Origin of the sequence: Fontibacter flavus, from assembly GCF_042432905.1 — a bacterium.
GTDB classification, from domain to species: domain Bacteria; phylum Bacteroidota; class Bacteroidia; order Cytophagales; family Cyclobacteriaceae; genus Fontibacter; species Fontibacter flavus.
This window is the reverse complement of the sequence record NZ_JBHLWI010000007.1, coordinates 56,040-75,772: the sequence shown is the minus strand read 5'-3', so window position 1 is coordinate 75,772 and position 19,733 is coordinate 56,040. Positions and strand designations below refer to the sequence as shown.

Here is a 19,733-nt window from a genome sequence, read left to right as displayed (position 1 = left end):
AACTATGGACCATAAATCTTTTAAGCAAGTTGGCGTATGGATTGATCATTCCAAAGCACACTTTGTCGGCTATAAAAATGGAAAAGCGGAATTGATTGAAACGGTAGATTCTCCTTTTGAAAGTATGAAAAGATATGAGGGTGAAACAGATGATAAAACAAGGTTTACCGCTAACCCTTTACATGCCTCTAATAATGAGTATCGTAAAAACAATATTTCTCAAAATGAACTTAATGAATATTTCAAATTGATGGAAGGAAAGTTAACTAATTTTGAAGATATCCTACTGTTTGGGCCAGGAACTGTCAAAGAACAGCTCAGAAATAAGCTCAGGGATAATAAGTCCTTTGGTGGAAAATGGTTGGCCGTGCAGCCAAGTGATAAGCTGACTGACAATCAATTATTGGCATTTGTCAGGGATTTCTTTGATAACGCTACTCCCTGAGCCTAAATCAGTTTTCTAAATCCCTCTTTTATTTTTGAAACAGCATCAAAGGAGTCGTCAATATTGATGACTCCTTTTCCTATTTCATGCCAGTATCCATCACCACAATCAATAAAATGACCTTGGTGCTTTGGACTTTGTTCTTTTGCTTTAGAATAGTCGTAATCAGGTAAGAAAACATAAGAAAGCAGGGATTTTGTGTTTTCCCAATCAACAGTTTTGTTCTTACCATTGACCGATAGATCAACTCTCCTTAGGGAAAATTTAATGGTCAGACTAATTGAAAACTCTTGTTCTTTTTCTCTAATGATATAGTGTAAAGTGAGCGGAGCTTCCTTTTTGGTGATTTCGTAAATCGCCTGAATATAGTCCTGGGCAAAAAACTGCCATTCCTGTTGATTCAAAGGAATCGTCCTGCTGATCTTCCCTTGTTTATCTTTAGCCAAAAGTTTAACACCACCTTCTTCATCCAATTTATTGTTGGACCATTTGGAAGAAGCATAAAGTTCTTTAAGTGGTCTTTCCCATACATTCGGGATTTCACCTTGAAACTGATAATCGTCATTTAACGAGAAGCCTTCGTCGAAGATTTCGTCTTCTGTCAGGTCTTCCCTATCTGTATATTTTAGGTCCAATGAGGTATCAAGGAAGTTTTTGCCAAATCCGATTTTCAGTTTAAACACATGACTGTAAGGAGGAGGTATAATTCCTGAATCAAATTCGATTTCCAGTCTTACTAGCTCATCTGTTTTAAGGTGCATTTTGAAGGGGTCTATTTGGTGCTAAATTTTATCGCAAAAATACGCTTTATTTTAAAATCATGTATTTTTTTAAATCGGAGTGGAGGATTTCTGTCAATTCCTTTTCATTTCCTTTACTGGTTTCGGTAAAAAGGAATCCAAAAACGCCAAATTTGTCCATATTGACTTTTCTTACATGGAGAGGGTTTTCGAAGTCTTTGGCGATGGCATCGAAGTCAAAATAGGCAATATCTTCCTGCGCCACATCAGATTGATTGTCCAATAAAATCAAGCTGTATTTTTTGTCTTTTCGGCCTTCAAATACTTTTTTCCAGTCAGGTTTTTGCGAGCTGAAAAAGTATTCATAGGAATTGATTCCATAGGCAAACCAAGTCAGGTCTGCAGTTGTACACCAACCTCCAAACCTCATCGGGTTTACCTCAATAGGGTTGATTTTACCAGGAGAAGTTTCCCGGATTTCGATATGTAATGGGAAATTCTTGAGTTCTATTTTTGAACCGACCATCAGTAAGAAGTCCATTATAGGCTGATGGAGTCTTTCAATTACTTCTTTGGAACTGGAATATACCCTGTCACTGACATCATATTCAGAGGTAAATACATGATGGAGCACATTGAGGATTGTAGGTTTACCATCTTGGTCAAAATAGCAGTCAAAGGCATATTCCTCCCCTCTAATGTATTCTTCAATGATAAACTCAGTATTGCTGACCACTTCTTTTGGATAGAGTGCTTTTGTCTTTTCAATCTGCTTTTCAATCTTCCCAACGATATCTGGCCAATCTTCTTTTCGGTCCACTTTATGTACAGCAATACTGAAAAACCCTACAGCCGGCTTGATAATGAATGGGAATTTGAAATTACTGATATCAGTATCTCTCAGGTCACTCAAGGATATGGATCTAAAAAAATAATCAGGGTATGCTTCTTTTATTAGTTGTCTGAATTTGAATTTATTTTTGAAGGTTTCAATCATTTCCGGAAGTCTAGTCCCTTGCAGATTTTGTTGAATCCAAGCAATGCTGTTTTCTGAATTGGTGTAAACAGGCATTAGAGCGACATTCTTCACTTGTGATATCGCATCAGCCTCATTGATCCAATTAATTTTTCTGTCTCTGAGGATTTCTTTGGCCTCTTTGGTAGCTACTACTGGAAATTGGTTAGTGACAATAGTGTCTATTAAGAAATCTGAAACGTATGGGTAATCAAGTAAAATCATAGGAAGTATTATTTGCCGGCAAAAATACAATTAGCAATGTGCATTCTGAAATTAATTTGATCAATGGTTCATTGAAATTCTTCTCATTTTGAAATCATTTCATGAAGCTTAAGTTGGATAGTGAATCACTTGAAGGGGATTTCTATCCAATAAAGATTACCTTTGTATAAATTTTAATCAATGAGCTTTAAATCCCTCGGTTTATCAGAAAGCCTTCTTGAAGCAATTCAAAAAGCGAAATACGAAAGTCCTTACCCCATACAGATACAGGCCATACCTGCTATACTACAACAAAAAGATGTACTAGGAATTGCCCCTACAGGTTCAGGAAAAACTGCATCTTATGTATTACCGATATTGCAGATACTAGTTGGGAAAGAAAAACCAAAAGACAGAAGTGTTCCAGTTTTGGTGATTGTTCCCACACGAGAACTTGCGGCACAGGTGCAGGAAGTGGTCAAAATGTTTGGTGAGTATTTACCGAGAAGGATAAAAACCATGGCGGTTTTTGGTGGGGTTTCCATCAATCCTCAGATGATGAATCTTCACGGAACAGAAATTCTTGTGGCTACCCCTGGAAGGCTTTTGGATTTACTTTCGAGAAATTCCATTCAATTGGATAAACTCCAGGTATTGGTATTGGATGAAGCAGATAAAGTCCTCAACCTTGGATTTAAACTAGAGGTTGATGAAATATTATCTAGACTACCTAAAAAACGTCAAAACGTTCTTTTTTCTGCTACAATGGAATCTTCTGTGGAGGAGTTGATTGATAAATTGCTCCATCATCCAGTAAAAATCGAGGTAGATCAGGAAAAAGTTACCCCTGAAGAGATAGACCAAACAGCATATCTGGTTCCCAAAGAATACAAGGGTCCATTACTCCGACATTTGATTCAGGAGGGGAACTGGCAGCAGGTACTGGTTTTTGCTTCCTCTATCCGGACTGCGGACAATGTCGCCAACAAACTCAAAAAACACGGAATAGAAGCAATGGCTTTCCATGGAGACAAAAGTCAAGGAGCCAGAACAGATGCTTTGGTGAAATTCAAAGCTGGCAAAATCAGGGTTTTGGTAGCGACAGACTTGGCTGCAAGGGGAATAGATATCAAATTGCTGCCTTATGTGGTCAATTACGAATTACCAAGATCCCCCAAAGATTATATTCATAGGATAGGAAGAACAGGTAGGGCAGGCGCTGCCGGTGAGGCAATTTCCCTTGTTTCAGAAGAAGAGGAGCATCACTTTAAAGTAATTCAGAAAAAAATGGGCAGATGGGTGGAAATGGTTGACGCCAAAAACATTCCCTTCAAAATTTAAGGATTGCCTCAGTAAGAGGAAATCAGCGTAATTGTATCTCAACGGATTTGGAACCACTAGAAACCTCGAATGCTGCTTTTTCAAATGATGGAGGCCCAAAAGTCCCCATAGCATTATTGGAAAAACCATAGCCATCTTTAGGGATTCCAAAAGAATTTGTCCGCAACTTTCCTGTATTCATGCTGTCATGGAATACAGATATGGCATAGAAACCATTGGGAATGTTTTCAAAAGTAACAGTCGACTTACCGTTCACGATTTTTACATTGGCACTTTGGAATGCATTTTCGGGCGTGTCCGGAAACCCTTTTCCATCTTTAAAAAGCAAAACCCGTATGACTCCCTGACTGTTTTTAATGTTGGTGATATTCAAAACAAGTTGGTTGCTATTATCCTTTTGGTGGGAGAACATCATCAAACTAAGAAGAACTAAAATGAATTTCATCTGGCTTTTTTTAAGGTGGCTGGTCGGTTTATCTTACCGGAAGCTGTTTTCATAAATGATGTAGCAATCAATATCTCACGAGGTATATGATACCTATTCATCACTGTTTTTAATTCATTCAACAAATCCTGTGCCTGAGATTCATTCTTAAGCGGCTGTTCCAACACCAATACCATTTTTTCTCCTAGTTTTTCATCCTCTTTGCCAATAAGGAAAAAATTGCAGAGACCATATATTTTTTCAACTGTGGAAGCCATCAGGGGTTCCAGAATTTCTGGTTGTAATTTAATACCTCCTGAATTGATGGTAAAATCAGATCTCCCAATCCACTCGAATTGACTATCGTTCAAAATCTTGACTATATCATTCGTATACAATCTTTTTTCTCTTGCGGTAGGGGATTCAATCCAGAGCTTGCCTTCCCCGTCTGTACCTACTTTGACTTCTGGTAAGCAGGTGTAAGTCAATGCTTCTTGGGTGATTTTGGCTAAGGCAATATGAGATACTGTTTCGGTCATGCCATAGGTCTGATAAGCATTTAGCTTGAAATCGGTTATTTTCTGTAAAAGACTTGGGGAACTCGGTGCACCTCCAATGATCAGGGTTTTGATGTTTTTTACCTTGTCTAAGGTGCTCGTTTCATTCAAGCAGGCGGTCACCTGCATAGGTACCATGGCCACAAAATCAAAAGAAATGAAATCAGGAATATCTAATAGAGGGTTTTCCTTTGGCTGAACCAAATATATGGTAGCATCCCATTCTAAGCCTCTTACCAGCATCATTTTCCCAGCAATCATCCACACATTGAGACAACAAAGTAAATTTGACCCACGTTCAATTTCAAAAAAAGCTCTTGTTCCAGCCGCCGATTTTTCCATTTGCTGTCGAAAAACAGTAATGGTTTTTGGTTCACCAGTAGAGCCAGAGGTTGATAATTCAAAATCTTGAACATCAGTCAGCCATAGATGGCAGAAGGTTAAGGCCTGATGAAAATAAAGGTCAGGTTCAGACCACTGTTGATTTTTGATTTGCTCGAAGCTGTATTCTCTATTCTGAATGATGATTTTTCCCATCTTGATAAACTCGGATACTCAAAAATCAACAAATTTCCTGTAAGGCTGTTATCTTGCAGGGAAAATTTAAATCAATTTATCATGGATATACATTGGAAAATCGCTAAAGAGTACGAAGATATCACCTATAAAAAATGTAATGGTGTTGCCAGAATTGCTTTTAACAGGCCTGAAGTCCGAAATGCATTCAGACCTAAAACTACTGCAGAACTTTATGATGCTTTCTACGATGCCCAAGAGGATACATCGATAGGAGTTGTACTTTTGTCTGCTGAAGGCCCTTCTCCCAAAGATGGTGTATATTCTTTTTGTTCGGGTGGTGACCAAAGGGCCAGAGGGCATCAAGGGTATGTGGGAGATGATGGTTACCATCGCTTAAACATTTTGGAGGTACAGAGATTGATCCGTTTTATGCCTAAGGTTGTGATCGCCGTGGTGCCAGGATGGGCTGTAGGTGGAGGACATAGTTTACATGTAGTATGTGACCTGACCTTGGCAAGTAAAGAGCATGCAATTTTCAAACAAACCGATGCCGATGTAACCAGCTTTGATGGCGGGTATGGTTCCGCCTATTTGGCGAAAATGGTTGGACAAAAGAAGGCAAGGGAGATCTTCTTTTTGGGAAGGAATTATTCTGCTCAGGACGCCTATGAAATGGGGATGGTCAATGCTGTAATTCCACACGAAGAATTGGAGGATACTGCTTATCAATGGGCCCAAGAGATCCTTGAGAAATCTCCGACTTCCATTAAGATGTTGAAGTTTGCCATGAACCTGACCGATGATGGTATGGTAGGACAGCAGGTGTTTGCAGGGGAAGCAACGAGATTGGCATATATGACAGAAGAAGCCAAAGAAGGTAGAAATGCTTTCCTTGAGAAGAGAAAGCCTAACTTTAAGAATATCAAATGGATACCTTAATTTAATTCAAGTGTTTGATCATGTCTGAATTGATTGAAACTAGAATTGAATTTTAGTGTTGCGTATTGATTTTAATTGAAAAGGTTTAACAAGGTTAAAGAACTGATAGGCCTTTTCTTTATCAGGGTATATATAAAAATATCCTGGCTTTTGTGAAAAATAAAGGGGGAATTAACAAGGCTGTCAGTCTTAAGTTTCCCCCTTCATTTTTTTAATAGAAGACGATAGTTGTACTAGAATTATTGAAGGAAATGGTATATTGTTTTTTGTAGAATTTCACCTTAAATTGATACAACTTTTAACCACATACTATTATGAAGACAACTACAATTATTTCATTTGGACTTATCCTTCTTTTTTTGATTTTACCAACCTTGATATTGAAGGCCCAGGAAACCCAGTCAGAACCAATTCTTGTTAGGATCAAAACCAAGGATGGCAATGAGTTTATCGGTGAGGTTTTTACAGAAGATGATCAAAAAATCATTTTGATCACTGAGAAATTTGGAGAGATTTCCATCCAAAAAATTGATATTCAATCCAGAGAGATTATCAGTGCAGCAAGAATTAAGGATGGAAAATTATGGTTCGAAAACCCACAATCTACCCGGTATTTTTTTGCACCAAACGGCTATGGAATAAAGCGGGGAGAAGCTTACTATCAAAATGTATGGATATTTTTCAATCAGTTTACATTTGGTGTTTCGGATAATTTTTCTTTCTCAGTAGGTACAGTCCCATTGTTTTTGTTTGCCGGAGCATCCACGCCGGTATGGGTGAATCCCAAAGTATCTATCCCTATTGTGAAAGATAAGTATAACTTAGGAGCTGGGGCCTTGGTCGGAACAGTCATTGGTGAAGGTGGAGCCTTTGGGATTCTTTATGGGGTCAATACCTTTGGCAATAAGGATCAGAATATTACTTTGGGTTTGGGTTGGGGATTTGCAGATGGCGGTATTGCCAATAGCCCAACCATCACCATCAGTGGGATGACAAGGGTAGGTCCAAGAGGATATTTGCTGACTGAAAATTATATCCTCAATACAGGTAGTGATACTTTTGGATTGATTTCTTTTGGAGGAAGGTCAATAATCGGTGAAGTAGGTTTGGATTATGGACTGGCATTTCCTGTTACAGGCTACAGCGATAGTTTCGTAGCGGTACCCTGGTTAGGCCTGACAGTCCCTATTGGAAAAAACAAATCAAATTAATTGGATGAAACATTTTGAAACAAAATATACCACACACGATCAATTTGAATTGTATTTACAGGCTTGGATGCCTGAAGAAGCCAAAGCTTCTTTGTTTTTAGTTCATGGCCTAGGTGAACATAGTTCAAGATATAGCCATTTTGTACAAAAGTTAGTGGACCAGGATATTGCCGTTTTTACTTTTGATGGCCGTGGACATGGAAAATCATCTTTACCTAAACCTACAGTATATTTTGATAATTATGAGGATTACTTAAAGGATATAAATGCTTTATTTGGAAAAGTTAAAGCTTATTTCCCAGGTATACCTTCTTTTATTTTTGGTCACAGCATGGGGGGAGGATTAGTAGCTGCCTATACGCTGGAATATAATCCAGAAGCAAAGGGGATTATCCTCAGTGCAGCAGCTTTAAAACCAGCTGATGATGTTTCTAAATTATTGATTGCAGCTTCTTCAATCGTCAGCAAAATTATGCCAAAACTCAAGGTGCTTCAATTGGATAGTACCAAAATATCTCATGATCCGGAGGAAGTCCGCAAATATGATGATGATCCTTTGGTATACCACGAGGCCGTTCCTGCCCGTACAGGATATGAGTTACTGAGGATGATGAAAAAAATTGAATCTGGTTCAAAAAGCTTTAAGCATCCAGTTTTGATGCTTCATGGCAGCGAAGATGGGCTTACTAATCCGAAAGGAACAGAGCAGTTTTTCGTTCAAATATCCTCACTGGATAAAACCTTCAAAAAGTACCCTGGGCTATATCATGAGCTTCTCAATGAATTTGAAAAGGAGAAAGTAATGGATGATATCCTGAACTGGTTAAAGGAAAGGATATAAAAAGGAACTTGGTTCACTGGGTTTAAGGTTGGGATGAAATATTTTTTGTATTTCCTCAATATTGGGACAAACCAAATATTTGCCGAGAGTTTATAAGTAAGGTATTCAGCCATAATGAATTCTGATACCCTATAATAAGGATCTGCTGGGATATTCTCTGATAATCATAAAAATACCAGTTACCCATCTTCAAAAGTATGCCTTTAAACTATTTGAAGATAAGTAACTGGTAAATTTGCTTTTAGCCAAAATCCAATGATTATTTATCTCCTTTGAAATCTTCTGTTATTGTTGTTTCTAGCTGGTTTTTTTGATTCCGGTTTAGCGGCAGCCCTTCCACCTTCCATCTGAAATGGATGCTCTTCAACCACTGGGATCTTGATTCCGATAAGTTTTTGAATATCGGTCAATTCTTTGATTGTTTCCTGATCGCAGAAAGAGATTGCCATCCCTGAATTTCCTGCCCGACCTGTTCTGCCGATACGGTGAACGTAAGTTTCAGGAATATTGGGCAAATCGTAATTGAAGACGTTTGCCAGTTCGTCGATGTCAATTCCTCTAGCTGCGATATCTGTGGCGACCAGAATGCGCAACTTTCCAGACTTAAATCCACTTAATGCATTCTGTCTGGCATTTTGGCTTTTATTGCCATGGATGGCGGCAGCTTTGATGTTTTCTTTTAGCAGGACTTTGACCACTCTGTCTGCACCATGCTTGGTTCTCGTAAAGACCAAAGCTGATCCTATCCCTTCAGTTTTCAATAAATGAAGCAAGAGTTTGGCTTTGTCATTTTTGTTGGTGTAATAAAGCCTTTGATCAATTTTCTCTACAGTCGTAGAAGGAGGGGTTACTTCAACCAGTTTTGGATTTTTCAACAAGCTATCAGCCAACTTTTGGATTTCAGGAGGCATTGTGGCAGAGAAAAACATGGTCTGACGCTTTTGTGGTAAAAGCGCTATGATTTTTTTGACATCATGGATGAATCCCATGTCCAGCATACGATCTGCTTCATCCAAGACGAAAAACTCGAGTTGGCGCAGGTCAATATACTTTTGATTGATCAAGTCAAGGAGTCTTCCAGGGGTCGCAACTAATATATCAACCCCTCTTTTTAAGGCATTTGTTTGGTGCAATTGGGATACTCCCCCAAAAATTACCGTGTGTTTGATCTGTGCAAAGGCACTATATGCCGCAATACTTTCATCGATTTGTATCGCCAGTTCCCTTGTTGGGGTAAGGATTAACGCTTTGATGCCCGGCTTCCTTTGTTTTTGGTTGGCCAGTAACTGGATGATGGGAATAGAGAAGGCGGCTGTTTTACCGGTTCCTGTTTGTGCGCAACCCAAAACATCATTCCCGTTCAATGCCAATGGAATTGCCTGTGCTTGAATAGGAGTTGGGTTGGTGTAACCTTCCTTGGCCAGTGCCTTGAGGATAGGTTCAATTAAATTAAGTTGTTGAAATGCCATTGGGCGGGTGTGGGGTGGCTGAAAAGATGTTGTAAATTCTTGGGCAGCCTGAGAATTTGAATAAAACCGGCCTACAACTTGCCGTTTCTTTTTACAAAGTGATGCAAATATACGTATTTTTCTCCGGATTGTCACTCTAATGGAATTTTCAGACCAATCCTGACTTCGTATGCCTCCATTTCATTTAAGCATCTTTGATTTTTGGCGGTTTGATTCAATATTCCTCCTTTTACCTTTCCTTTCAAATAGCTACCTTTGTCTCTTCATAAAAAAGGCTTCAAAAAACTTCACATGATCCTCTTTTTCCAATCCCCCAAAGACCTGATTTATGCAGTTCAGGCACATCGCCCAATTAACCAACAGGATATTGACAAACTCATTTGGCTTTTCGGAGAAGCAAAACCCCTAAGCACTGATAAGGTGGAAGGGAAATTTGCCGGTCCAAGAAAAGAAATGATCACTCCTTGGTCCACTAATGCTGTGGAAATAACCCTCAATATGGGTATTCAGGGCATTCAGCGAATAGAGGAATATTATCCGATCAAAGATACAGACCAGATTGATCCCATGTTACAAAAAGCATATGAGGGTTTGGATCAGGACATATTTGATATCCATTTACAACCGGAGCCAATAGTTCAGGTGTTAGATATAAAAGCATACAATCAAAAAGAAGGTTTGGCGCTTAGTGATGAGGAAGTAGAATATTTGGAAGGTGTCAGCGAACAACTAGGGAGACCTTTGACAGATTCTGAGGTTTTTGGATTTAGCCAAGTCAATTCCGAGCATTGTCGACACAAAATTTTTAATGGTTCCTTTGTGATTAATGGCGAAGAGAAGGAAAAAACACTTTTTCAATTGATCAAAGAAACATCCAAAAGACATCCCAATAGGATTGTTTCGGCATACAAGGATAATGTGGCATTTATAGAAGGTCCAAAAGCTCAGCAGTTTGCTCCAAAAACCCAGGACAAACCGGATTTCTTCGAACCAGAAACAATCGAAACAGTCATTTCACTGAAAGCTGAAACCCATAATTTCCCTACAACTGTGGAGCCATTCAACGGAGCCGCTACCGGTTCAGGAGGTGAAATCAGGGACAGGTTGGCAGGAGGGACAGCATCGATTCCCTTGGCTGGTACGGCGGTCTATATGACTTCCTATCCAAGATCAGAAAAGGGTAGAAGCTGGGAGAAAAATTTAACCGAGAGAAAATGGTTGTACCAGACTCCAATGGATATCCTGATCAAAGCTTCCAATGGAGCCAGTGATTTTGGTAACAAATTCGGACAGCCTTTGATCTGTGGTTCTGTTTTGACATTTGAACATGAAGAAAATGACAAGTCTCATGGCTTTGATAAAGTCATCATGTTGGCCGGTGGTATAGGTTTTACAAGAAAAGAATATGCCAAAAAGAACGAGCCGAACAAAGGTGATAAAATCATAATCATGGGTGGTGACAATTACCGTATAGGTATGGGCGGTAGCGCTGTATCTTCTGTTGCTACAGGTGAATTTTCCAATGCGATTGAATTGAACGCTATTCAACGTTCAAATCCTGAAATGCAAAAGAGGGTTTCCAATGTCATCCGTGCTATGGCAGAGAGTCATGAGAACCCGATTGTTTCTATACACGACCATGGGGCAGGAGGCCACTTAAACTGTCTTTCTGAATTGGTGGAAAGTACCGGTGGAACCATCCATTTGGAAAAATTACCAGTTGGAGATCCAACTTTATCCGCCAAGGAAATCATTGGGAATGAATCCCAGGAAAGAATGGGCTTGGTGGTAAAAGAAAAGGATGTAGAAGTTTTACAACGCATTGCGGAAAGAGAAAGAGCTCCATTTTATGTCGTGGGTGAAACCACTGGCGATATGCATTTCAAGTTTGAAAACCAGCAAACAGGCGAGAAACCAGTGGATTGGGATCTGGCTTACATGTTTGGCAGTTCACCTAAGACAGTTTTAGAAGATAAACCACAGAAGACGAAATTTGCTGAACCCAATTATTCGGCAGATCAGCTGAAGTCCTATATTCAGGATGTATTGCAATTAGAAGCAGTGGCCTGCAAGGATTGGTTGACCAATAAAGTGGACCGTTCGGTAACCGGTCGTGTTGCCAAACAACAGACGACAGGGGAAATCCAACTTCCTTTAAATGATGTTGCTGTGATGGCTTTGGATTTTACCGGTCAGAAGGGAATAGCTACATCCATTGGACATGCTCCTGTGGCCGCATTGGCGAATCCTGAAGCAGGGTCCCGGTTGGCAATTGCGGAAGCATTGACCAATTTGGTTTGGGCGCCGATTACAGATGGATTGCAGGGAGTTTCCTTGAGTGCCAACTGGATGTGGCCGGCCAAAAACCCTGGTGAAAATGACAGGTTGTACAGAGCAGTAGAAGCTATTTCTGAATTTGCCATTGACTTGGGCATTAATGTGCCTACCGGAAAGGATTCGCTTTCTATGACACAAAAGTATCCTGGAGGGAAAACAGTTTATTCACCTGGAACAGTTATCATTTCTACTGTTGGAGAATGTTCAAATCCGGTATTGACGGTATCTCCTGATTTGAAACCGATAGCAGGAAGTAAGATTTATTATATAGACTTTTCAAAGGATACTGCCAAACTGGGAGGATCCAGTTTTGCGCAGATTCTTAATACAGTGGGCAATGAAACTCCGGACGTAAAGGATAGCCAGTACTTTGGAACAGCCTTTATGGTAGTTCAGAAGTTGATTGAAAAAGGTGAAATCCTGGCAGGACATGATATTTCTTCCGGAGGTTTGATTACTGCTTTGTTGGAAATGTGTTTCCCTTCTACCCAAATAGGTTTGAAAGTAAAACTGGACCGTTTGGCAGAAAGAGACTTGGTTAAAGCACTTTTTGCAGAAAATCCAGGTGTCTTAATCCAGGTTAAAAATATTGAAAGGACAAGAGCTGTCCTCGAGAATCATGGAATCACCTATACCTCAATTGCTGACGTCACATTAGATGGTCAAGTAGAGTTGATTGGAACCGACCTGAGTTTGCAGGTAGCTGAAATGAGGGACACATGGTTTAAGTCTTCCTATTTGCTTGACAGAAAGCAAAGTGGTGAAAAATTGGCTTTGGACAGGTTCAATCATTATAAGGTTCAGCCTTTGCAATACCAATTTGGGACTAGCTGGCATGGTACTTTAGATGCTTTTGGCTTGAATCCATACAGAAGAACTCTCTCTGGAAAAAGGGCTGCCATTATCCGTGAAAAAGGTGTGAATGGCGATAGAGAGATGGCTTATGCTTTGTGGTTGGCAGGATTTGATGTAAAGGATGTGCATATGACCGATCTGATTACGGGAAGAGAAAATTTGGAAGATGTGCAGATGATAGTTTTTGTGGGTGGATTCTCTAACTCTGATGTATTAGGGTCTGCAAAAGGATGGGCCGGTGCTTTCCTTTATAATGAGAAAGCCAAGCAGGCTTTGGATAATTTCTATGCCAGAAAAGATACCCTAAGCTTAGGCGTATGTAATGGCTGCCAATTGATGGTGGAATTGGGACTGGTAGCATCGGAACATGATGAACGTCCAAAAATGCTACATAATGCAAGTCATAAATTTGAATCAGGTTTTGTCAATGTGAGCATTCCTGAAAACAATACTGTCATGTTGAAGAGCTTGGCAGGTCAAAGGCTTGGCGTATGGATTGCCCACGGAGAAGGTAAATTCCAATTACCAAAAACAAAATCGGCTTACCATATTGGTATGACTTATTCTTATGAAGCTTATCCCGGAAATCCAAATGGATCGGATTATGCTGTGGCAGGTATCGCATCAGAAGATGGTAGACATTTGGCGATTATGCCACACATCGAGCGTTCATTGAAACCTTGGAACTGGGCACATTATCCGGAGGAAAGAAAAAATGAAGAAATTACCCCATGGGTGGAGGCATTCGTGAATGCTTATCAATGGGTAAGTAATAATTCATAATCATCTTAAACCAGGTCTTATGGCCTGGTTTTTTTATTGATTATCAGGTACAATGATTAATGGAGTTTAAAATGTCAAAAAAATTATCAGTAGCCATTTTGATTTTTGATGAGGTAGAAGTGTTGGACTTTGCCGGACCATTTGAGGTGTTTTCGGTGACTTCTGAGCTTTCAGATTACACTTTATTAGAAGTGAAGGTGGTAGGGAAAAACACTTCCCCAGTCATTGCAAAAAATGGATTAAAGGTAATTCCGGATATTAGCTATTCCCAAGTTGAACAAATGGATGTTCTAGTTATTCCGGGAGGGGATGGAAGTAAGTCTGTATTGCAGGATCAGGATTTGATGAATTGGTTGGGTGAAGTCATCCCAAAAACCCAAGTTACTTATTCAGTATGCAGCGGTGCGAGAATATTGGCAAAATTGGGTTTGCTAGATGGAAAGCCTTTTACTACCCACCATGAAGTCTTTGAGGATGTGTTGGCACTCACCCAAGATGCCACTCCCCAAAGAAATATGAGATTTGTGGATTCAGGACAGGTGATGACTGCTGCAGGAGTATCTTCCGGTGTGGATTTGTCTTTACATGTGGTGGGAAAAATTTTTGGACAATTGATTAGGTCAAAAACGGCGAAATATATTGAATGGTCAGAGCATATAGAGTAAAATGACGATCAAAGTCTTTTCAAGTCTTAAATAAAATCTTTTTCAATTTTTTAAAGTTGGGTCAGTTTTTGTTATAAATGATATGGGATTTTGTTTTCTATTTGTTCTTAAGCTTAAACCCATGGTAGAATTTTTAAGAGCATAAACTAAAAACGGAAAATTGTGAAAAAAATCTATCTCATTTTGGCCCACAAATCTCCAGATCAACTGGAAAGACAGATTAGGGCGCTTGATGATGAAGATTCCACTTTTTATGTTCATGTGGATCTAAAATCAAATTTTAATTTATTTACCCGAATCTATAAACTGAAAAATGTAACCTTAATTAAAGAAAGGGTTGATTCAGGATGGGGAGATTTCAGTATTATTATCGCAACTATAAATTTGATTGAGAATGCCCTGAAAAATCATTCAGAGGGCATTTGTATCCTGATGAGTGGCAGTGATTATCCTATCAAATCTCTACCTCAAGTAAATTCGTTCCTATTAAAAAACAAGGATAAAATTTTTATCGACCTAGATGAGGCAGGAAGTGTTTGGGAGAACTTCAATAAAAGAATTACCGACTATCGAATAAATAAGGGTTCCGACAAAGACAATTTTTTGCTTTTAAAAGGCTTCAATTTAAAAACGCTGTTCCATTTCTTACTTGGAAATATTACCCGAAGGCAGTTTTTAAAAATTGCCTTCAAAAAGCGTAAACTAAATTTAAACATGAAATTTTACGGAGGGTCACAATGGTGGTCCATGGGTGTTTCAGATTTAATTAAAGTGAATGATTTTATTCAAAACAACAGGGATGAGCTGTTCAATTTTTTTGCTGATTCTCACATTCCTGATAAATTTTTCTTTCATTCGATTATTATGCACCTCAAATCATTAGGACATAAAATAGCAATTGAAGATTCTCTAACTTATGTCAATTGGACACGAGAAAACTGTCAACTTCCAGTTACATTTGAAGCAAATGATTTGCAGGAATTAATGGATCAACCACCAGGCAAATTATTCGCAAGGAAATTTGACATTGAGATTGAAAGGCAAATACTAGATAACATTGATGAAAAAATCTTAAAACACAAGAATTTGGAAATCAATAAGATTGTGAGTTAACCAAGGTGGTTGAAATTAGGAATCCTGATCCAAAACTTTAAAAGCCACTGTTTTCACTCTTCTCGAAGAAACACCTTCAATATCCTGTTCCAAAATCAATTTCTTAGCCTGATCTTCTTCAAAAACGGCTTGAAGGTCTTTGATCTGACCAAATGGGAGATGATTGTCCAAAAGTAAGATTGCCCATTCCGGTAATGATTTTTTCAGGAACTCCCCTTTGAGTATTGACGACAAGGCCTGCCTATGCCGCACCCGATTGGCATTAGTGTTGAATCGGGGGGCTAAGCTCAAGTCAGGCATTTCTAACACTGTAGATAACTTTTCAAACTGCTGATCGCTTCCAATGGCTAAGACGATCCACTTGTCGTCCGAGCACATAAAAGTTTCTCCATAAGGAGCAATATTGGGATGTAAGGATCCCATCCTTTGGGGGACTTTTCCATTCATCAGCCAATTGGAGGCCTGATTGGCCAATGATGCAATGGCTGAATCGTACAGTGAAACTTCTATTTTTCTACCAAGTCCATCTGTTGACCTTTGGAGCAGGGCACATAAAATGCCTTCTTTTAATTGGTGGGCTGTGAGCATATCAATAAAAGCTAAAGGCATCTTCAATGGAGGTGAATCAGGTTCTCCGTTCATGGACATATAACCTGTCTCTGCCTGCAATACCACATCATAGGCTACCCTTGGATCATGATCACTGAATCCTTTGATTTCGCCATAAACCAATTTAGGATTGATCTCAATCAAGGTTTCGAAGTCCAGTCGGAGCGTAATTGCATCACCCGGCTTAAAATTGGCTAAAACGATATCGGCTTTTTTTACCAGTGATAATATTTCCTGATAATCTGATTCATCTTTTAAATCTCTCAATAAGGATGTTTTGCCGTAATTGGCTGCTGCATAATAGGCAGAAATACTTTGTTTAGGATTTTCTCCAGACAGTTTCCAGCTTCGGGTGACGTCACCACCAGTTTTGCTATTTTCGATTTTGATCACTTCAGCACCCAATTCAGAAAAAAATGTCCCGACCAAAGGACCTGACAATACTGTCGAAAGTTCAATGACTTTGAGGTTTTTGAAAATATTCATGTTGTACTAATAAAAAATCCTCTCTTATGGGAGTAAGAGAGGATCATGTTTTTCAGTCAAATTGCATTTCAGGAATTTCACCTTCCACGACTAGTCTTCCCTCGGTTTTGGATTTTATTTCTTCAACACTTACTTCTGGAGCTCTTTCCAACAGTTTGAATCCACCTTCGGGTAACACTTCCAACACAGCCAGGTCAGTGACTACTTTTTTTACACATCTCAGGCCTGTCAGCGGAAGGGAACATTTCTTCAGTAATTTGGATTGACCATCTTTACTACAATGTTGCATGGCCACGATGATATTTTCGGCTGAGGCTACCAAGTCCATAGCACCACCCATACCTTTGACCATTTTACCTGGAATCTTCCAATTGGCAATATCTCCATTTTCTGAAACCTCCATGGCCCCCAAAATCGTCAGATGGACATGCCCACCCCTGATCATGGCAAAGGATTCAGCAGAACTGAAGAGGGAAGAGCCTTTGACCATGGTAATGGTCTGTTTGCCTGCATTGATCAGATCAGGATCAATCTGATCTTCAGTAGGGAAGGGGCCTATACCAAGCAATCCGTTTTCAGATTGTAGTACTACTTCTAGGTTATCTGGGATATAATTGGCAACTAGGGTAGGTATACCTATTCCTAAGTTAATATATTGTCCGTTTTTGACCTCTTTGGCTATTCTTTGGGCTATTTGGTTCTTATTAAGCATGCTTTTGGGTTTTGTTCTTTTTGTAGAAATGTATTTGGTACTTTCTCTGATTTCTGAAAACTAACTTTCTAAATCCACCTTCCCAGCTCCGAAATTCATCCTGACTCTTGTCTCTAATTCCTTGCTTCTAATCTCTCTATTCTAACCTTTCGCTTCACTTACCGTCCTCTGCTCGATCCTCTTTTCGTAATCTTTTCCTTGGAAAATTCTCTGAACATAAATTCCCGGCGTATGGATTTGGTTAGGATCCAATTCACCGGCAGGGACCAATTCTTCGACTTCGGCAATGGTTATTTTTCCAGCAGCAGCCATCATCGGATTGAAATTTCTGGCAGTTCCTCTATAGATCAAATTACCGGCAGTATCACCTTTCCATGCTTTGACAAAGGTAAAGTCTGCTTTGAGCCACCTCTCCATCACATATAACTTTCCATCAAATTCTCTGATTTCTTTGCCCTCAGCTACCTCAGTACCTACACCTGCAGGAGTAAAAAATGCAGGTATGCCGGCACCACCTGCTCTAACTCTTTCAGCCAAGGTGCCCTGCGGGATCAGCTCTACTTCAAGTTCTCCCGAAAGTAGTTGGCGTTCAAATTCCGCGTTTTCACCCACATAAGAAGAAATCATTTTTTTGACCATTCTTTTTTTCAGCATAAGGCCAATGCCAAAATCATCCACACCAGCATTGTTGGAAATACAGGTTAGTCCATTAATGTCCTTTTTTAAGATTGCGGAAATGCAATTTTCAGGAATACCGGAAAGCCCAAATCCACCCAGCATCAAAACGGCCCCGGATGGGATATCTTTGGTAGCTTCCTCAGCATTTTCTACAGTTTTATTGATCATATAGAGTTGTTTTTGGGTTTATGATGCATTGAGGATACGAATTGCATCTTCTTTATCTTTCTTCAATTGTTGCTGTAAGGCCTCTAAGCCTGTGAATTTTATTTCAGGTCTTAGGTATGATTTCAATTTGACGCAAACTCGGCTGTCATAAAGATCGCCCTCAAAATCAAATAGGTTCACTTCAATGGTTCTGGTACTTCCATTTACGGTTGGGCGAATACCAATGTTGAGCATTCCCTGGAAAATACCGTCCTCTATCTTGATTTCCACAGCATAGGCACCATCACATGGAATGAGTTTATAATCATGAGGGATATGAATATTGGCTGTTGGAAAACCAATGGATCTTCCCAGCTGCTGGCCTTTGATGATAATACCATTCAGTTCATAGGCCCTACCTAAGAATTCATTGGCAATTTCTATATTTCCTTCTTCTAAAGCCATTCGGATTTTGGTACTAGAAACGCCCACATTATCCACATCTTCCCTGGAAATTTCTTCCAAGTCAAAGCTATATTGATCAATATTGGCTTTTAGAAACTCGAAACTCCCCTCTCTGTTTTTACCAAACCTATGATCATAACCTATGACCAATTTACGGGTTTGTATGGTTTCAATGATAATATTTTTGATAAACTGTTCAGAGGTAAGCTCAGAAAAATCTTTCGTAAAAGGAATGGTCAGCAAGTGGTCTATGCCGAATTCCCTAAGAAGTTTGGCTTTTTCTTCAAAAGTACTGAGCAAACGGAGGTTGTGTTCATCAGGGTAAAGCACCAATCGTGGGTGAGGCCAATAGGTAATCAGTACTGTTTCCCCATTGATTTCATCTGCAATTTCCCTTATTCTCTTCAGTATTTTCTGATGTCCCAAATGTACACCGTCAAAAGTTCCACTGGTGACCACTGGATTTTTAACATGTCCAAAGTGCTCTATTCCTTCATAGATTTTCATGGGGTCTTGCTTTGATTTCTGCTATCAAATTGTTCAGTTCTGCTGCTTCTTCCAACTTAAATTCACCAATTCTTGTTCTGGTCAATGCAGACATATAGGCACCCACGTTTAAAATTTCGCCTAGGTCTCTTGCCAGGCTACGGATATATGTTCCTTTTGAGCATACAATTTTAAAATGAACCTCAGGATTATCGAATCTGGTAATTTCGAAAAGAGAAACCGTAACTGGCCTTGCTTCCATTTTGACTTCTTTACCTTTTCGGGCAGATTCATAAACCCGCTTTCCGTCCACTTTAATGGCTGAGTGCATGGGTGGTATCTGCATGATATCACCTGTCAGTTGTGCAGCCGCTGCTTTTACTTCTTCAAGAGTGATATGGGAAGGGTCAGCAACATTCACTACTTCTTTTTCGAGGTCAAAACTCTCAGTGGTTTTTCCAAGGACGAAGGTCCCGGTATATTCCTTTTCCTGAGCCATGTAAGTATCAATGGATTTCGTTTTTTTTCCGGCGCAAATGATCAGGAGACCTGTTGCCAATGGATCCAAGGTGCCTGCATGGCCGACTTTTTTGATTTTTAATGCATTTCTGACTTTTTTGACCACATCAAATGAAGTCCATTCATAGGGTTTATTGATCAAAAATACTTCTCCGTATGGTTCTTCCTGCATG

Annotated in this window: 18 protein-coding genes; 8 read left to right on the top strand and 10 right to left on the bottom strand. The window is 39.5% G+C overall.

Annotation, left to right across the window (positions count from 1 at the left end; translation table 11 throughout):
• Positions 1-4 precede the first annotated feature (4 nt).
• A complete protein-coding gene (locus ACFFIP_RS03810; RefSeq protein ID WP_382386236.1) occupies positions 5-445 on the top strand; it encodes a hypothetical protein in 441 nt (146 codons plus the stop codon).
• A 2-nt stretch (positions 446-447) separates the two neighbouring features.
• On the opposite strand, the gene ACFFIP_RS03805 is transcribed toward ACFFIP_RS03810, so the two are convergent.
• Both ACFFIP_RS03805 and ACFFIP_RS03800 read right to left on the bottom strand, forming a co-directional pair.
• Positions 448-1,206 (bottom strand): hypothetical protein, encoded by a 759-nt coding sequence (locus ACFFIP_RS03805; protein WP_382386235.1) that lies wholly within the window; start codon positions 1,204-1,206, stop codon positions 448-450.
• A 46-nt stretch (positions 1,207-1,252) separates the two neighbouring features.
• A complete protein-coding gene (locus ACFFIP_RS03800) occupies positions 1,253-2,425 on the bottom strand; it encodes an ATP-grasp domain-containing protein (RefSeq protein ID WP_382386234.1) in 1,173 nt (390 codons plus the stop codon).
• Between the two features lie 180 nt (positions 2,426-2,605).
• On the opposite strand from ACFFIP_RS03800, the gene ACFFIP_RS03795 reads away from it, so the two are divergent.
• On the top strand, positions 2,606-3,745 hold the full coding sequence (locus tag ACFFIP_RS03795; protein ID WP_382386233.1) for a DEAD/DEAH box helicase: 1,140 nt from the start codon (positions 2,606-2,608) through the stop codon (positions 3,743-3,745).
• Between the two features lie 22 nt (positions 3,746-3,767).
• On the opposite strand, the gene ACFFIP_RS03790 is transcribed toward ACFFIP_RS03795, so the two are convergent.
• Entirely contained in the window at positions 3,768-4,190 is a 423-nt protein-coding gene (locus ACFFIP_RS03790) for a DUF2141 domain-containing protein (protein ID WP_382386232.1), read from the bottom strand.
• Positions 4,187-5,263, bottom strand: coding sequence for an AMP-binding protein (locus tag ACFFIP_RS03785; protein ID WP_382386231.1), 1,077 nt, complete (start codon positions 5,261-5,263; stop codon positions 4,187-4,189). Before ACFFIP_RS03785 ends, ACFFIP_RS03790 begins: the two co-directional genes overlap by 4 nt.
• 81 nt (positions 5,264-5,344) lie before the next feature.
• Between ACFFIP_RS03785 and ACFFIP_RS03780 the strand changes: the two genes are divergently transcribed.
• The 3 genes from ACFFIP_RS03780 (at position 5,345) to ACFFIP_RS03770 (ending at position 8,236) form a co-directional block, all read left to right on the top strand.
• On the top strand, positions 5,345-6,184 hold the full coding sequence (locus ACFFIP_RS03780; RefSeq protein WP_382386230.1) for a 1,4-dihydroxy-2-naphthoyl-CoA synthase: 840 nt from the start codon (positions 5,345-5,347) through the stop codon (positions 6,182-6,184).
• 314 nt (positions 6,185-6,498) lie between these two features.
• On the top strand, positions 6,499-7,395 hold the full coding sequence (locus ACFFIP_RS03775; RefSeq protein WP_382386229.1) for a hypothetical protein: 897 nt from the start codon (positions 6,499-6,501) through the stop codon (positions 7,393-7,395).
• A 4-nt stretch (positions 7,396-7,399) separates the two neighbouring features.
• Positions 7,400-8,236 carry an alpha/beta hydrolase gene (locus tag ACFFIP_RS03770; protein ID WP_382386228.1) on the top strand — a complete coding sequence of 279 codons (837 nt, stop codon included), beginning with the start codon at positions 7,400-7,402 and terminating at the stop codon, positions 8,234-8,236.
• Positions 8,237-8,499: 263 nt separating this feature from the next.
• On the opposite strand, the gene ACFFIP_RS03765 is transcribed toward ACFFIP_RS03770, so the two are convergent.
• Positions 8,500-9,705 carry a DEAD/DEAH box helicase gene (locus ACFFIP_RS03765; RefSeq protein ID WP_382386227.1) on the bottom strand — a complete coding sequence of 402 codons (1,206 nt, stop codon included), beginning with the start codon at positions 9,703-9,705 and terminating at the stop codon, positions 8,500-8,502.
• Between the two features lie 291 nt (positions 9,706-9,996).
• Between ACFFIP_RS03765 and purL the strand changes: the two genes are divergently transcribed.
• The 3 genes from purL (at position 9,997) to ACFFIP_RS03750 (ending at position 15,458) form a co-directional block, all read left to right on the top strand.
• Complete coding sequence (gene purL / locus ACFFIP_RS03760; RefSeq protein WP_382386226.1) at positions 9,997-13,680, top strand: phosphoribosylformylglycinamidine synthase; 3,684 nt, start codon at positions 9,997-9,999, stop codon at positions 13,678-13,680.
• A gap of 71 nt (positions 13,681-13,751) precedes the next feature.
• The gene (locus tag ACFFIP_RS03755; protein ID WP_382386225.1) at positions 13,752-14,345 is read left to right on the top strand and encodes a DJ-1/PfpI family protein; all 594 of its coding nucleotides are present in this window, start codon (positions 13,752-13,754) and stop codon (positions 14,343-14,345) included.
• A 162-nt stretch (positions 14,346-14,507) separates the two neighbouring features.
• Positions 14,508-15,458 carry a beta-1,6-N-acetylglucosaminyltransferase gene (locus tag ACFFIP_RS03750; protein WP_382386224.1) on the top strand — a complete coding sequence of 317 codons (951 nt, stop codon included), beginning with the start codon at positions 14,508-14,510 and terminating at the stop codon, positions 15,456-15,458.
• Between the two features lie 15 nt (positions 15,459-15,473).
• On the opposite strand, the gene ACFFIP_RS03745 is transcribed toward ACFFIP_RS03750, so the two are convergent.
• From ACFFIP_RS03745 to truB, 5 genes are all read right to left on the bottom strand, one after another.
• Positions 15,474-16,553, bottom strand: coding sequence for a CaiB/BaiF CoA transferase family protein (locus ACFFIP_RS03745; protein ID WP_382386223.1), 1,080 nt, complete (start codon positions 16,551-16,553; stop codon positions 15,474-15,476).
• Between the two features lie 52 nt (positions 16,554-16,605).
• A complete protein-coding gene (locus tag ACFFIP_RS03740; protein WP_382386222.1) occupies positions 16,606-17,265 on the bottom strand; it encodes a CoA transferase subunit B in 660 nt (219 codons plus the stop codon).
• A gap of 141 nt (positions 17,266-17,406) precedes the next feature.
• Entirely contained in the window at positions 17,407-18,111 is a 705-nt protein-coding gene (locus tag ACFFIP_RS03735) for a CoA transferase subunit A (protein WP_382386221.1), read from the bottom strand.
• A gap of 18 nt (positions 18,112-18,129) precedes the next feature.
• Positions 18,130-19,062: a bifunctional riboflavin kinase/FAD synthetase gene (locus ACFFIP_RS03730; RefSeq protein WP_382386220.1), complete on the bottom strand. Its 933-nt coding sequence runs from the start codon at positions 19,060-19,062 to the stop codon at positions 18,130-18,132.
• The gene (gene truB / locus ACFFIP_RS03725) at positions 19,049-19,732 is read right to left on the bottom strand and encodes a tRNA pseudouridine(55) synthase TruB (protein WP_382386219.1); all 684 of its coding nucleotides are present in this window, start codon (positions 19,730-19,732) and stop codon (positions 19,049-19,051) included. The genes ACFFIP_RS03730 and truB overlap by 14 nt, the downstream gene beginning before the upstream one ends.
• Between the last annotated feature and the right edge of the window lies 1 nt (position 19,733).

Bases quoted from the DNA above. Each gene is read 5' to 3' on its own strand.
- ACFFIP_RS03810 (WP_382386236.1), top strand. From the start codon at position 5: ATGGACCATAAATCTTTTAAGCAAGTTGGCGTATGGATTGATCATTCC.
- ACFFIP_RS03805 (WP_382386235.1), bottom strand. From the start codon at position 1,206: ATGCACCTTAAAACAGATGAGCTAGTAAGACTGGAAATCGAATTTGAT.
- ACFFIP_RS03800 (WP_382386234.1), bottom strand. From the start codon at position 2,425: ATGATTTTACTTGATTACCCATACGTTTCAGATTTCTTAATAGACACT.
- ACFFIP_RS03795 (WP_382386233.1), top strand. From the start codon at position 2,606: ATGAGCTTTAAATCCCTCGGTTTATCAGAAAGCCTTCTTGAAGCAATT.
- ACFFIP_RS03790 (WP_382386232.1), bottom strand. From the start codon at position 4,190: ATGAAATTCATTTTAGTTCTTCTTAGTTTGATGATGTTCTCCCACCAA.
- ACFFIP_RS03785 (WP_382386231.1), bottom strand. From the start codon at position 5,263: ATGGGAAAAATCATCATTCAGAATAGAGAATACAGCTTCGAGCAAATC.
- ACFFIP_RS03780 (WP_382386230.1), top strand. From the start codon at position 5,345: ATGGATATACATTGGAAAATCGCTAAAGAGTACGAAGATATCACCTAT.
- ACFFIP_RS03775 (WP_382386229.1), top strand. From the start codon at position 6,499: ATGAAGACAACTACAATTATTTCATTTGGACTTATCCTTCTTTTTTTG.
- ACFFIP_RS03770 (WP_382386228.1), top strand. From the start codon at position 7,400: ATGAAACATTTTGAAACAAAATATACCACACACGATCAATTTGAATTG.
- ACFFIP_RS03765 (WP_382386227.1), bottom strand. From the start codon at position 9,705: ATGGCATTTCAACAACTTAATTTAATTGAACCTATCCTCAAGGCACTG.
- purL (WP_382386226.1), top strand. From the start codon at position 9,997: ATGATCCTCTTTTTCCAATCCCCCAAAGACCTGATTTATGCAGTTCAG.
- ACFFIP_RS03755 (WP_382386225.1), top strand. From the start codon at position 13,752: ATGTCAAAAAAATTATCAGTAGCCATTTTGATTTTTGATGAGGTAGAA.
- ACFFIP_RS03745 (WP_382386223.1), bottom strand. From the start codon at position 16,553: ATGAATATTTTCAAAAACCTCAAAGTCATTGAACTTTCGACAGTATTG.
- ACFFIP_RS03740 (WP_382386222.1), bottom strand. From the start codon at position 17,265: ATGCTTAATAAGAACCAAATAGCCCAAAGAATAGCCAAAGAGGTCAAA.
- ACFFIP_RS03735 (WP_382386221.1), bottom strand. From the start codon at position 18,111: ATGATCAATAAAACTGTAGAAAATGCTGAGGAAGCTACCAAAGATATC.
- ACFFIP_RS03730 (WP_382386220.1), bottom strand. From the start codon at position 19,062: ATGAAAATCTATGAAGGAATAGAGCACTTTGGACATGTTAAAAATCCA.
- truB (WP_382386219.1), bottom strand. From the start codon at position 19,732: ATGCAGGAAGAACCATACGGAGAAGTATTTTTGATCAATAAACCCTAT.